General features: G+C 41.4%; 13 protein-coding genes. 7 read left to right on the top strand and 6 right to left on the bottom strand.

What is annotated here, in order from left to right; translation table 11 throughout:
* Window positions 1-120: 120 nt before the first annotated feature.
* From F957_RS19675 to F957_RS19685, 3 genes are all read right to left on the bottom strand, one after another.
* Window positions 121-1,128 carry a putative solute-binding protein gene (locus F957_RS19675; protein WP_016542125.1) on the bottom strand — a complete coding sequence of 336 codons (1,008 nt, stop codon included), beginning with the start codon at window positions 1,126-1,128 and terminating at the stop codon, window positions 121-123.
* Between the two features lie 81 nt (window positions 1,129-1,209).
* Window positions 1,210-2,121, bottom strand: a complete 912-nt coding sequence (locus F957_RS19680) for a metal-dependent hydrolase (RefSeq protein ID WP_016542124.1) — start codon at window positions 2,119-2,121, stop codon at window positions 1,210-1,212.
* 53 nt (window positions 2,122-2,174) lie between these two features.
* On the bottom strand, window positions 2,175-3,176 hold the full coding sequence (locus F957_RS19685) for a putative solute-binding protein (protein WP_016660087.1): 1,002 nt from the start codon (window positions 3,174-3,176) through the stop codon (window positions 2,175-2,177).
* Window positions 3,177-3,339: 163 nt separating this feature from the next.
* Here F957_RS19685 and F957_RS19690 point away from each other — a divergent pair, with 163 nt between their 5' ends.
* On the top strand, window positions 3,340-4,359 hold the full coding sequence (locus F957_RS19690) for a helix-turn-helix transcriptional regulator (RefSeq protein WP_016542122.1): 1,020 nt from the start codon (window positions 3,340-3,342) through the stop codon (window positions 4,357-4,359).
* 105 nt (window positions 4,360-4,464) lie between these two features.
* On the opposite strand, the gene F957_RS21570 is transcribed toward F957_RS19690, so the two are convergent.
* Both F957_RS21570 and F957_RS19695 read right to left on the bottom strand, forming a co-directional pair.
* Entirely contained in the window at window positions 4,465-4,638 is a 174-nt protein-coding gene (locus tag F957_RS21570) for a cbb3-type cytochrome oxidase assembly protein (protein WP_016542121.1), read from the bottom strand.
* 42 nt (window positions 4,639-4,680) lie between these two features.
* Entirely contained in the window at window positions 4,681-5,499 is an 819-nt protein-coding gene (locus tag F957_RS19695; RefSeq protein ID WP_016542120.1) for a hypothetical protein, read from the bottom strand.
* Between the two features lie 354 nt (window positions 5,500-5,853).
* On the opposite strand from F957_RS19695, the gene F957_RS19700 reads away from it, so the two are divergent.
* From F957_RS19700 to F957_RS19710, 4 genes are read left to right on the top strand one after another with little or no spacing between them, the layout of a single operon-like run.
* Window positions 5,854-7,299 carry a cytochrome ubiquinol oxidase subunit I gene (locus F957_RS19700; RefSeq protein WP_016542119.1) on the top strand — a complete coding sequence of 482 codons (1,446 nt, stop codon included), beginning with the start codon at window positions 5,854-5,856 and terminating at the stop codon, window positions 7,297-7,299.
* Window positions 7,292-8,296 (top strand): cytochrome d ubiquinol oxidase subunit II, encoded by a 1,005-nt coding sequence (cydB, locus tag F957_RS19705; protein ID WP_016542118.1) that lies wholly within the window; start codon window positions 7,292-7,294, stop codon window positions 8,294-8,296. Before F957_RS19700 ends, cydB begins: the two co-directional genes overlap by 8 nt.
* A 13-nt stretch (window positions 8,297-8,309) precedes the next feature.
* Window positions 8,310-8,432: a hypothetical protein gene (locus F957_RS22045; RefSeq protein WP_005154018.1), complete on the top strand. Its 123-nt coding sequence runs from the start codon at window positions 8,310-8,312 to the stop codon at window positions 8,430-8,432.
* 58 nt (window positions 8,433-8,490) lie between these two features.
* Window positions 8,491-9,921, top strand: a complete 1,431-nt coding sequence (locus tag F957_RS19710; protein WP_016542117.1) for an aminotransferase-like domain-containing protein — start codon at window positions 8,491-8,493, stop codon at window positions 9,919-9,921.
* Here the strand turns inward: F957_RS19710 and F957_RS19715 are convergent.
* Complete coding sequence (locus tag F957_RS19715; protein ID WP_016542116.1) at window positions 9,882-10,964, bottom strand: AraC family transcriptional regulator; 1,083 nt, start codon at window positions 10,962-10,964, stop codon at window positions 9,882-9,884. The two genes, F957_RS19710 and F957_RS19715, sit on opposite strands and share 40 nt — an antisense overlap.
* 119 nt (window positions 10,965-11,083) lie before the next feature.
* Between F957_RS19715 and F957_RS19720 the strand changes: the two genes are divergently transcribed.
* Complete coding sequence (locus F957_RS19720; RefSeq protein WP_016542115.1) at window positions 11,084-11,800, top strand: enoyl-CoA hydratase/isomerase family protein; 717 nt, start codon at window positions 11,084-11,086, stop codon at window positions 11,798-11,800.
* Between the two features lie 36 nt (window positions 11,801-11,836).
* A complete protein-coding gene (locus tag F957_RS19725) occupies window positions 11,837-12,664 on the top strand; it encodes an SDR family oxidoreductase (protein ID WP_016542114.1) in 828 nt (275 codons plus the stop codon).
* Window positions 12,665-12,682 lie beyond the last annotated feature (18 nt).

The following is a 12,682-nucleotide window of genomic DNA, read 5'->3' as shown; positions in this document are numbered from 1 at the left end:
GGATTAACATGAATTGTGCTTATTTTCTATTCCTGATTTGTCTTATCCCTGTATTTAGAACGCAAAAATAAAGCCTAGAAGGATCTAGGCTTTATTGATCATTTGATAAAAAATATTCAATTACTCTCCTGCCAAAGCACACTCAAAATTGGCTTTATCAACTGAGCAACGCGCTTTTTTCAAGACGGACATCATGCCCGCATCGTAAATACCACGCTGAGTTAATTCAATCCGGCCATCCCGCATCATTTTCTGATACTTCAATTTATCTTCAGCCGTTAAATTCATTTTATATTTGGCGGGGATCTCTGCTTCCAAGCGCTTAATGGTTGCAAAGGTTTTCGGTAATTGCTTAACCGACCAATCTCGTGATTTTTGACCAAAACCTGCTGGGAATTTTTCAGGACGAATCACCAGATTTGCCGTTACCTGTAAAACAGGAAAATTATACATAACCCCATTGCTGCCTAAGCCTTTACTCAACTCTAATGGTTTATAAGCATAAGCAGGCGCACCGATCATATCCACCTGACCATTGTTAAATTTGGCGGCAAAATTGGAAATATCAGAAAGTACTGCTTGTGCACCCACCCGCTGAACAATCAGTTTTTGCGCATCGTCATAGCCCAATACCGCAAACTTTTTACCTGCGGCTTTTTCAATTGAGTTAATACTTTTATCACGCACAAAAATATAAGCAGAACCTAGGGGCGAAATGCCGACCACTTCATATTTATTGCCCCCAAGATTGGTGGTCATTTTCGCTGCATTACGTGGATCAGAAACAAAGGTAATGGCTCGTTTCGCGATCTCATCACTGGGTACACCACCAAGAGAGTCGATCGAACCTACAAATTTATTATAAGGACGAGCACGCATCGACGTCATTGCCACACCCGCACATTTCCCTGCTTTAAAGTTATTGTCTGCCACCTGTTCGTCCGTGATCGCAAGCAGGTTAACATCAGCACCCCAACCTTTGGCTGCCAATGCCCAATCTTGCATCATTTTATACGCTTCACCTGATTTCCCTAAGATATCAAAAACACAGACATCAATTGCCGCTTGGCTTGAGGTCGAGACACTCAAAATTGAAGCTGTGGTGATCGCAAGTGCAATTTTTTTCATATTTCCTTCCTTCAACAAACGCTACGTCTGTTTCCTTATAAAACGTCCAATAAAGTCATTATTTTTGCCACACCCATATGATTATTTCAGTGCCTGAACGGCGGCTGAACGTGCTAAATAATCTAAAGCCTGTTGTGTATTGCCTTCTGTTTCTGGATGAAAACGAGGGGAAATCCAGCGAATGGTTGCTTGAGTTAAAAACGTCAATGTGGGGCCATTGTCAGTTGCTTTCGCCTGTTTTTGATAAATCGGCAATAATCGCCAAAAATTTCGATTAAAAATTTTTCGAATGCTAATATCTGGATCTTGTTTACCTAAGTCACGTGCAATATCTGCCAACAAATAAATGAAGATAGGAAAAACCAGCAGCATTAAAAACTGACGATAGAGATAAAAAAATACCGGATTTGGCAGCAGTTGTTTAAATAAGTCAAATGCAACACAGCGATGCTCGACTTCTTCAGCCAAATGCCATCGGAACATATCCGCAATCACTGGGTCAGCCTTGTCCCATGATGTATTATCCATACACCATTGCCCCAGCACACCCGTAAAATGCTCAATGGCGGCAACTACCCCTACACGGGTCATCAACCAAAAATGCGCTAAAGATTGAATCTCCAATGCTTTGATTCCTAAAGGACTTTCTCCGAGTAACACACCAAAAATCCAATTAATTTTTTTAAGCGCAGGTTCCAAATCATAATCATGCTGTTTCAAGAACGCCTGAGCACTTTGATGCGCACGTGCATGAGTGGCTTCTTGACGAATAAAGCCTTTTACATCATCAGTTAGAACAGGATCTTTCACATAAACCAAGGCCTTGTTATAAACACGGCAAAACCAAAACTCACCAGCAGGTAAGATTAAATTAATCCCATTAATCAAATGCGAACAGATTGGATCATTCGGAATCCATTGCACAGGAGAGTTGGAAAAATCAAACTTTACAGATCGTGCAACCAGTTTGTGATGCTGCGTGTGTGCATTCATATTAACCTCAGCTTTTCTTTGTAGCATTTTCAATATTTAAAGCAACGTTTGAGCTATTCACCACTCAATGAACATTCAAAATTGGTGCGTTCAACTGTGCAGCGAGCACGTTTTAGCACCCCCATCATGACGGGGTCATACACCCCGAGTTTGGTCAGCTCCATTCGGCCATCACGTAACATTTGTTGGTAACGACGCTTATCTTCATTAGATAAGCTTTGTTTATACTTCGCTGGGATTTCAGCTTCTAAACGGGCAATCGTGGCAAAATTTTTCGGTAATTGTTTGGTCGCCCAAGCCCGCGATTTCATCCCAAAGCCTGCTGGAAATTTTTCTGGACGAATAATGATGTCACCCGTTAAATTAATCACTGGAAAATCAAACATGGCACCATTACTCCCCAAACCCTTAGCAATTTCTAGGGGACGATATGCATAGGCAGGTGCAGCAATCACATCGACCTGTTTGTTATTAAATTTCTTCGCAAAGTCGGAAATTTCTGAAGGGACTCCCACCAGCTCCAGTCGATCAACAATCATTTTTTGGGCTTGGTCATAATGTAAATAAGCAAACTTCTTGCCTTTGCCCTTCTCAATAGTGTTAATGGTTTTATCTCTGACAAAGACATAGGCCAAACCAATTTGAGCAATTGCAGCAACCTCATATTGCTCAGCCCCGATATTGGTGACTAAACGATGTCTATTACGTGGGTCTAACACATAGCGAATAGCTTTTTGTGCAATCGAAGGACTTGTAATCGCGCCTAAAGCATCAATCGAACCTGCAAATTTATTGTATTTACGTGCGCGCATGGAGGTCATCGATACCCCATCACATTTTCCAACTTCAAAATCACTTTGTGCTTTGGCTTCATCTTGATAGGCAATAAGATTAAGCTCCGCATTCCACGTTTTAGCAGCTAATGCCCATTCTTCTACAATTTTGTAAGACTCACCTGCCTTACCAAGTAAATCAAAGACACAAATATCAACTTTCGCTTGTGTAGCTGTTGAAAATACCGAGATAAAGGCGGTAATCAAAATTCCTTTTTTCATTCCCCATCCTAGTGTTATTTTTAACTCATCTGGACACTCTAAAGCAGCAAAACTCAAATATAAGCGGCCTACTACAGTGTTGATGCGGCTATTTTTAAATAAAAAAAAATGCTGTAATAGTTCCTAGTACGCCATTTTGGTATCATTTTCCGACATCATTATTATGGTCAGCAAAGATTTAGAAAAAACAGTTCCAGGCACTTATATCGCACTGATGGTCGATGTGGTTTCGCGTTGGGATATTTCAGCAGTTGAATTATTGAATGGCTCTGGTATCTCTCAACAACAATTGGTACAACCGTTATGGCGGGCTGATGCCAAAGTCGTGATGGCGATCCTACGGCGCGCATTGGAACTGACACGAGTGCCTGCTTTAGAGTTCGGTTTTTATCTGGGCATGCAAATGACCATTACCTGTCATGGTTTGATGGGCATGGCAGCGATGCTCGCCAAAGATGTAAAGCAAGCACTCAATATTGCACAAGAATTTATTTCACTCCAATCCAGCATTCACACCATTCAGCTTGATGTCGTCGATGAACGTGCGCTGATCTTATTTGAACAAACCGAGGCCTACTATCTGGATGAAGTGATTCAAATTGCACTCATTCTTGGCTTTGCACAGATGGGGAAAACTATTTCAGGGCAAACATTAACAGGTTATGCCGATGTGCAATTCAGCAAACCCGATTATTTTGATAAATTACTGCCCTTAATTCCAGGTGAAGTGAGATTTGATCAACCTGCAACTCGTTTGGAGTTTCAAAAAGAAATCTTAGATCTTCCCTTACTTCACTCAGATGCAATTGCGGAACGTTTAGCCCGTGAGGAATGTAAATCACAGTTGCGTAAACTATTGGAACAGAATAGTTTTAACCGCAGCATACAAGATTTAATCTATGACGAAGCAATGGGCATTAGTCCCTTAACGGAAGTTTTAAAAAAATTGCATATGACTGAACGTGCTTTGCAGAGAAAACTAGAAAGTGAAGGCACCAGTTTTAGAGAACTGGTCGAAAAAGTCAGATGTGAAAAAGCCATTCAACTGCTGAAAAATCCCCATTTATCCCTCGAAAATATTGCAGACCATCTCGGCTATAGCAATACTAAAAACTTCTCACGGGCTTTCAAACGCTGGACAGGTACTTCACCACGTCGTTATTCACTTTATCATGCGAGCTAGAATGATTCGGTACTTCAGCAATCAATAAAAAAACTTACTGGCAAGTGCTCGGATCACCAGTAAGAGAGAAAAAGTGAGAGGTTATTTTTTATCAGCATGCATTATTTACTTGTTACTAGGTGTGGCTGACTGTACTTGGGACGCATTTTGCTTCTGCTGTGATGGCATATAATCTGGCTGATTACTGACTGCAAGAAAGAAAAAGACCAAAAATAAACAACCCAATAAAATACTGATTCCAACCGCAAGGTAGGGAAACTTCGATTGCTCTTGAGACATCGCTCTGCTCCTATTCAAATATTAAAATTCAATTCGATACAATCACATTGTGGACAAGGTTTTAAAGCTGGCACCATTTTGAATACGAGTTTGCATGTATTCTGCATACACCGATAATTTTTCAAAAATATGTTCTGAATAAAACATATCTTCAATTAAATGCGCTGCTTGAGCTGGACTAAATTGACCAATTTGTGCGATCAGTTGAGCATTTAACTGTGCAAACAAAGTGCAGACTTTTTTGTGCCATTCATCTTTGTTTTTAAATAATAACTTTCGGGTATTGATCAATTCATCATTCAGCATGCTTTCAGTCTTATCCGCACGAATGACATCAATTTTCACATCAAAATAATCTTCTAAGACCCTTATCTGTTGATGATCAATCGGCAAATGTGTGATCAAGAAGATATGAAAGATATCCGTTCGACACAGCGCCTTGACCAGACAGCGAAACAGAAAATCTTCTTCAGTTTTGGCATGATTCACCAGATCAATATAGAGTTTGAGACTCTGAATCACATCTTCGATTTTGAGCGTGACGCTTTTCTCCGCCTGATAATATTGATTCAAAATCTGAAGTACAGGTGAAGAGATCGGTGTTGTGTAAATCACAGGCTGATTTAAATTGGCAATAATCAATGGTGCGAATAAGTAGGCTAGATTATTGTCATTCTTCACAATCTCAGCTTGAGCAATATAAGCGACTTTCTCTTTAGAAAAATCTCTCAGCACTTTGCCTCTCAATAGTGTTGCTTCAAGATTTACATATTCAAGACGTAGCTGTTCTTGTACTGATTGCGAAGGTAAACTGTCTTTAAACAGTCGAATCATCGCATTGAGTTCTTCGGTTACAAACATAGTCATACGCCATTCAGTCAGAAGTTTTGCTTAGACAACTTACAATGATTGATCAATATTCAAACACACTGCATCGTTGCTTATGCTATTTTGAATCAGGTCTGAATTGCTGAATAGCTACAGAGTTTGCTTAAAAAAATATAACAGATCATGGTTGAAATGCTCATCTGTTATAAAAAAACAAAAAGAAATTGTATCTACTCATATACAACAGAAGATTGGATGATGAATAAAACTTAAATTACTTTGAAATATTCCAATACCGTTTTTAGGTTCTGCTTATTTTTAAGGGTTTAAGTCCGTTCTTTCACATTTTCCTAGCGACTCGTTTAAGTCTGTTATAGGAGAGGATATATGGATCTCGGCCTCACTGCTTTAGAATTAGCCCGAATACAGTTTGCATTTACTGTTTCATTTCACATTATCTTTCCCGCCACCTCGATTGGTCTCGCCTGTTTTCTTGCCATGCTGGAATGGAAATGGCTACGCACCCAAAACCCGATTTATAAAGATCTATTCAAATACTGGATTAAAATCTTTGCGGTTGCCTTTGGGATGGGAGTCGTCTCTGGCGTAGTGATGAGCTACCAGTTTGGGACGAACTGGAGCGAATTTTCCCGTGTTGCAGGGAGTGTTACAGGCCCATTACTCACCTATGAAGTCCTGAGTGCCTTCTTCTTGGAAGCAGGCTTCTTGGGCATCATGCTCTTTGGTTGGGGACGCGTCAGCCCCAAAGCCCATTTCTTTGCCACCCTAATGGTTGCGATCGGCACCTGTATTTCCATGTTCTGGATTTTGTCCTCCAACAGTTGGATGCAAACACCTCAAGGTTTTGCCATTGAAAACGGGATTATTGTGCCAACCGACTGGTGGGCCATTGTGTTCAACCCCTCTTTCCCTTATCGCTTTGCCCATATGGCAGCCGCTGCATTTTTAGTGTCCTCCTTACTGGTGGTGGGTACTGCTGCATGGCACCTGATTAAAGGCCGACGCGATGAGTTAGTGAAAAAATCCTTTTCCATGGGGCTATGGATGGTACTCGTCACCTCGTGTTTGCAAGTGGTCATTGGTGATAATCATGGTTTGAATACATTGAAACATCAACCTGCCAAACTTGCCGCAATGGAGGGGCATTGGGAGACCAATTATGATGAAGGTATGCCGCTCTATCTGTTTGGTATTCCAGATATGCAAGAAGAACGGACTAAATACGCCGTTGCCATTCCCAATTTAGGTAGTCTGATCCTGACCCACTCCATGGATGGCACAGTGAAAGGCTTAAAAGAATTTGCCCCTGAAGACCGACCAAATTCGACCATTGTGTTCTGGAGTTTCCGTGTCATGGTTGGGCTTGGCATGTTAATGGTACTGCTCTCTTTCATTGCTTTGTGGTTACGTAAAAAAGGCAAATTGTATGGTTCCTCGTGGTTTCATAAATTCGCTTTTGTCATGGGACCAACAGGCTATATTGCGCTACTTGCAGGTTGGGTCACCACTGAAGTAGGCCGTCAACCTTGGGTGGTGTATGGGGTGATGCGTACCAAAGATGGTTTATCGCATACAGTCACTGCGGATCAAGTCGGTATCAGTCTGATTATCTTTGTGGTGGTCTATACCATCGTGTTTGGTAGCGGTATTTATTACATGCTGAAGTTACTGAAAAAAGGTCCTGAGTTTATTGAAGCCATTGATCTTGAACCTGCAGGACATGGGCATTTCAAAACCCCAATGCGTCCATTAAGTGCAGTTGATGAAAGCATTGATCAACAAGACCCAAACAAGGAGAAGCACCATGATTGATTTATCTCTGATTTGGGTTGGCATTATCGGTCTCGGTGTTCTGATCTATGTCATTCTGGATGGTTTTGATCTCGGCATTGGTATTCTATTTCCGTTCATTAAAAGCAGCGAAGAACGTGATGTGATGATGAATACCGTCGCACCTGTGTGGGATGGCAATGAAACGTGGATGGTACTTGGTGGTGCGGGTTTATTTGCAGCCTTCCCACTTGTCTATTCAACGGTGCTTTCAGCTTTGTATATGCCAATTACCCTGATGGTGATTGCACTGATTTTCCGCGGAGTTGCGTTTGAATTCCGCTTTAAAGCCAATCGCACCAAATATTTATGGGATCAAGCATTTATCTGGGGTTCAATTCTATCGAGCTTCCTGCAAGGTGTGATTTTAGGGGCTTATATTCAAGGCATCCAAACCACCAATGGTATTTTCTCAGGTTCAGGCTTGGATTGGCTGACCCCATTCGCTCTATTTACAGGGCTGGGTGTGGTTGCGATGTACGCCGCGCTTGGTTGTGGCTGGCTGATTATGAAAACCGACCATGAGCTACGAGATCAAATGTATGGATTGATGCCTAAACTGATCATCTTACTGTTTGTGGTCTTTGCAGGGGTGAGTCTATATACCCCTCTCACTCATCCTGAAATTGCAGCACGTTGGTTTGCCTTGCCAAATCTGCTGTACTTTAGCCCAGTGCCGATCTTGGTGTTGTTGTTTACCTTCCTGATTTTAAAAGCATGTAAGCAACGTCAGGATTTCAAGCCGTTTATCTATACCTTGGCACTCGTATTCTTGGCCTTTACTGGATTTGTCATCAGCCTCTGGCCGAATATTATTCCGCCATCCGTCACGATTTGGGAAGCAGCTGCACCGCATTCTAGTCAAAAGTTTGCCTTGGTTGGGGCTGTAATTTTAATCCCAATCATTATTGCCTACACCATCCTCTCTTACTGGGTGTTTAGGGATAAAGTACGGGTTGGAGATACAGGTTATCACTAAGGAGCAGCTTTGCATGAAAATAAAATCTCTGCATTTAAGCCAAACGCAATGGTTTATAATCTTATGGTTAGTCGGTTTTTTTGCACTTGCCATCATTGCAGGTTTATTTAGACTGTTATTGATGTTTGCTTATTAAAAAAGAGATGGAACAGCTAGTATAAAGCTGTTCCATCTCTACGGATTCACTTGAGTTTATGTATAAATCAGAACAGTTAGCACACCAGCTCAAACTTCTCATTGAGAATGGGTCATGGAAACCGCACACCAAACTGCCATCTTTGCGTGAACAAGTACAGCGCTCAGGCTTTAGCTTAATTACGGTGATGAATGCTTACCAAGAGCTGGAAGCACAAGGACTGATTTATTCCAAAGAAAAGTCAGGTTATTTTGTGGCTGAGCAAAATAATATTCAGATTCCACAAGCCTATTCAGTGGTGTCTTTAAATCCCAAAATTGAAATCAACTCCTTGGTGTTTAAATATCTTAAATCGATTCAGTCGAAACAGGTCAGTCCCCTAGGTTCGGCTTTTCCAGATAGCCAGTTACTCTATCCGCCCAAGCTGATCCAGATCATGGGACAACTTTCCCGTAATCGACATAGTTATGATCAGACCACCAACCTCCCACCTGGGAATTTAGCCCTCAGAAAATTGATTGCGCAACGCTATTGTATGCAAGGGATTCCAACTGATTCGGATGACATTGTCATTACATCGGGTGGCTTAGAAGCCTTAAACCTTTCCTTACAAGCGATTACTCAACCGGGTGATTATATCTTGTTACAGCAAACCATTTTCTATGGTGCATGGCAGGCGGCTGAGCGTTTGGGGCTGAAAGTAATTACGCTGCCAGAACATCCACAGCATGGCTTTGATATCGAAGCCTTTGAACAAGTCATTAAAAGCTATCCAATCAAGGTCTGTTGGTTTATGTTGAATGCGCATAACCCGATTGGCTTTACCGTCAGCGATGAGATTAAATATAAAATTGCCAAATTGTTGCATGAGCATCAAATTCATTTAATCGAAGATGATGTCTATGAAGAGCTGTTTTATGGCAATCAAAAACCGCTGCCAATGAAGTATTTTGATCAACAGAATCTGGTGTTGCACTGCTCTTCTTTTTCCAAAACCTTGGGTTCAGGTTTTCGTATGGGTTGGGTCTATGCAGGTAAATTTTCCGAGCATATTCAGCATCTGCAATTGATGAGTACCATTTCTGCCAATGCACTGATCCAGAATGCACTGGTGGAGTTCCTCTCTCATCATCATTATGAAAAACATTTAAGAACACTTCGACGGGCTTTGGAAAAGAATAAAAAGCAGTTCTTTCAATATCTGAAACAGCATCTGCCTAAAGACTGTAAGGTGTATAACTATCCAAGTGGCTATTTTCTGTGGATTCAACTGCCTGAAAAAGTCAGCAGCATGCAAGTCTATGAACAACTGATTCAGCAACAGGTGGGTGTTGCGCCAAGTCCGTTATTTAATGTACTGCCTTCACATCAACATTTTATTCGCATGAATTGTTCCTTTGAATGGACCGATCAAATTCAGCATGCGCTGGAATCCTTTATTCAAACCATTCAAAATGCGATGTTAGATGAATCAGCCTTGGACAAATAGCTTTTCCGATACTGACTCGGTGTTTCGCCAAACATCTTTTTAAAAGCACGGATAAAATTAGTGGCTTCTTCATAGCCCACAAGACTGGCAACATCTTGAATACTGTATTGTGGCTGTTGCAATAATTTCTTGGCTTGATTAAAACGAACCTCCGCTAAAATCTGCAAGAACGTTGTCCCTTGTGCTTGCAAATGCCGCTTGATGGTGCGCTCAGACATATTCAAACGCTGTGCAATCATGGGCAAGGTTGGATAGGCATTGCCTGCTTTATAGAGCAACTCGGAACGAATGCTTTTCTGAAGGTCACGCGTTGCTTCTTTAAGTAATTTAAGTTTGTCATTTTCACAATACAGCAGCGCTTGCTGAAAGGCCGTTTGATCTGCATTTGGATTTTTACACAGTAAATAGTGCTTGGGAAAACGCAGACCATTACGTTGCTGATTAAAATGAATGGTGATTTGAGCAAGATCAACACTTTTATAATTCTGTGCGTCCGCCCAGTCGACAAAGACTTCACAATTTTCTGCAATTTTTTTAGAAAATAAACTAAGAAAATGAATGGCACCAAACAGTAAGCTCTCAATTAAGAAGGATCTTAATTGATCAGATTGCTGTGCATTACCTAATTTAACAGGATGTACATCATCCAAATGTACATAGACAAAATCTTCTTGAATATTTAATTCAGGGATAAAATTTTGGATGCGGGTACAGAAATACTGCTGGCAAAGGCTTAAAGCAGTTTCGACATCGGTACAGCTGAGAAATGCAAAACCTAAAGCCCCATGCGACGTCGGTCGTAATTTAAAGCCATATTCAATGCCTAGACGTGGATTACCCGTCAGCTTTAAGGCATTGACCACCAGTTTTGACCACTGGTGTGCACTCATTTTGGCATCGGCTTGTTTCATTTCTGCGAGCCTTAATCCCGTACCAGACAAAACTGTTTCAGTATCAATGGCATAATCATGCACAATTTCTAATAATAGATGTGCATAAGAAACGGAAATGGTTTCCTGAAACAATCCAAACGGATCTCGCATCGAACACCCACTGTCCTAAAATGATCATCAATATGGCATAGTCCCACCTATTGTGCGAGTGTTTTATTGGGAATAATGACTGCAATCAAAAAACTAACGCACAATCAGGAAGCGCTTCAATGACCACCATGACGCTTGATCAGCAACAGTCTATTTATGTTCTCACCTTAACCAATGGCGATCAGGACAATGTCTTAAACCAAGATGTGCTGAATGAATATATCGAGATCTTTGATGAAATTGAGCGTGATTCGCATAACGCCTGTCTGGTGATTCGAAGCGACCATCCTAAAACATTTTGCAATGGCTTAGACCTCGCTTGGTTAATGCAGCAATCCATGCAAGATAAAAAAGCCTTCACCTTAGAACTGGAAAATATGCTGCTACGCTTGGCCTTGCTTAACCTCCCTGTCATTGCGGAAATTAATGGCAATGCTTATGCAGGTGGTGCAATCTTGGCATCTGCATGTGACTTCCGCTTAATGCGCGCAGACAAAGGACGTTTTTGCTTTCCTGAAGTCAAACTGACCATTCCCTTTACCGACTGTATTGCAGAAATTGTGCAACTTCTTCCAAATCAGCATGCGATTTGGGAGATGTCCTTAACAGGTAAATCTATGACTGGCCTCGAGTGTTTAGATGCACAAGTAGTGCATCAGATTCATCCCGCTGAAACTTTAAATACTGAAGTATTTAGGTTTGCCGAAGAGATGTCACAAAAGCATCGCCTAACCTATGCCGTGATCAAACGTCAGTTGCGCCATCGCATTGTAGAAATTGCCAAACAACGACAGCTATACAATCCAGAAAAATTCGCTCACCCATTTATGATTTAACGACATATTGATAAAAATTAAATATAGGACATCGACATGAGTAATATGCAAGGAAAAACCATTTTTATTACGGGCGGCAGCCGAGGAATTGGCCGAGCCATTGCACTAAAAGCTGCACAAGCTGGGGCAAATGTGGTCATTGCAGCAAAAACTGAAGTGGAAACAGCCAAATTAACAGGCACGATTTATAGCGTCGCCGAAGAGATTGAAGCTGCTGGTGGCAAAGCACTTCCCTTACTGTTAGATGTACGAGATGAACAGCAGATTCATGCTGCTATGCAACAAGCAGCCAAGAACTTTGGTGGTATTGATATCTTGATTAATAATGCGGGTGCGATTGCACTCACTGCTGTCGAAGCCACTTCATTAAAACAATATGACCTGATTCAAAGCATTAATCACCGTGCCACTTTTATTTGTGCGCAGGCTGCTTTACCTTATCTCAAACAAGCAGAGCATCCGCATATTTTGAGTCTATCACCACCTGTGAATATGTCACCGAAATGGTTAGGTATGCTCTCGCCTTATGCATTGTCTAAATATGGCATGACCATTTTGACTTTGGGTATGGCAGAAGAGTTCCGTCACTATGGTATTTCTTGTAATACCCTGTGGCCTGAAACCTACATCGCCACAGCAGCAGTTTCGAAAAACCTAGGTGAAGAAAATACGCGTCAATTGAGTCGTAAATCTGAGATCATGGCTGACGCGGCTTTTGCGATTTATAGTACGGTCAAAGGTGAACTGACGGGACAGAGCTTAACTGATGAACAAGCGTTGGCACGGATCGGGATCACTGATTTCACTCAATATGCCTGTGTTAGCGGCAATACCCAGCTACAAAAAGATTTCTTTCTGGATTGATTTAGCAATAAAAAAACG

This window comes from Acinetobacter gyllenbergii CIP 110306 = MTCC 11365 (assembly GCF_000413855.1).
Lineage (GTDB): Bacteria > Pseudomonadota > Gammaproteobacteria > Pseudomonadales > Moraxellaceae > Acinetobacter > Acinetobacter gyllenbergii.
This window is presented reverse-complemented; position numbering and strand designations above follow the sequence as displayed.

Bases quoted from the DNA above. Each gene is read 5' to 3' on its own strand.
- F957_RS19675 (WP_016542125.1), bottom strand. From the start codon at position 1,128: ATGAAAAAAATTGCACTTGCGATCACCACAGCTTCAATTTTGAGTGTC.
- F957_RS19680 (WP_016542124.1), bottom strand. From the start codon at position 2,121: ATGAATGCACACACGCAGCATCACAAACTGGTTGCACGATCTGTAAAG.
- F957_RS19685 (WP_016660087.1), bottom strand. From the start codon at position 3,176: ATGAAAAAAGGAATTTTGATTACCGCCTTTATCTCGGTATTTTCAACA.
- F957_RS19690 (WP_016542122.1), top strand. From the start codon at position 3,340: ATGGTCAGCAAAGATTTAGAAAAAACAGTTCCAGGCACTTATATCGCA.
- F957_RS21570 (WP_016542121.1), bottom strand. From the start codon at position 4,638: ATGTCTCAAGAGCAATCGAAGTTTCCCTACCTTGCGGTTGGAATCAGT.
- F957_RS19695 (WP_016542120.1), bottom strand. From the start codon at position 5,499: ATGTTTGTAACCGAAGAACTCAATGCGATGATTCGACTGTTTAAAGAC.
- F957_RS19700 (WP_016542119.1), top strand. From the start codon at position 5,854: ATGGATCTCGGCCTCACTGCTTTAGAATTAGCCCGAATACAGTTTGCA.
- cydB (WP_016542118.1), top strand. From the start codon at position 7,292: ATGATTGATTTATCTCTGATTTGGGTTGGCATTATCGGTCTCGGTGTT.
- F957_RS22045 (WP_005154018.1), top strand. From the start codon at position 8,310: ATGAAAATAAAATCTCTGCATTTAAGCCAAACGCAATGGTTTATAATC.
- F957_RS19710 (WP_016542117.1), top strand. From the start codon at position 8,491: ATGTATAAATCAGAACAGTTAGCACACCAGCTCAAACTTCTCATTGAG.
- F957_RS19715 (WP_016542116.1), bottom strand. From the start codon at position 10,964: ATGCGAGATCCGTTTGGATTGTTTCAGGAAACCATTTCCGTTTCTTAT.
- F957_RS19720 (WP_016542115.1), top strand. From the start codon at position 11,084: ATGACCACCATGACGCTTGATCAGCAACAGTCTATTTATGTTCTCACC.
- F957_RS19725 (WP_016542114.1), top strand. From the start codon at position 11,837: ATGAGTAATATGCAAGGAAAAACCATTTTTATTACGGGCGGCAGCCGA.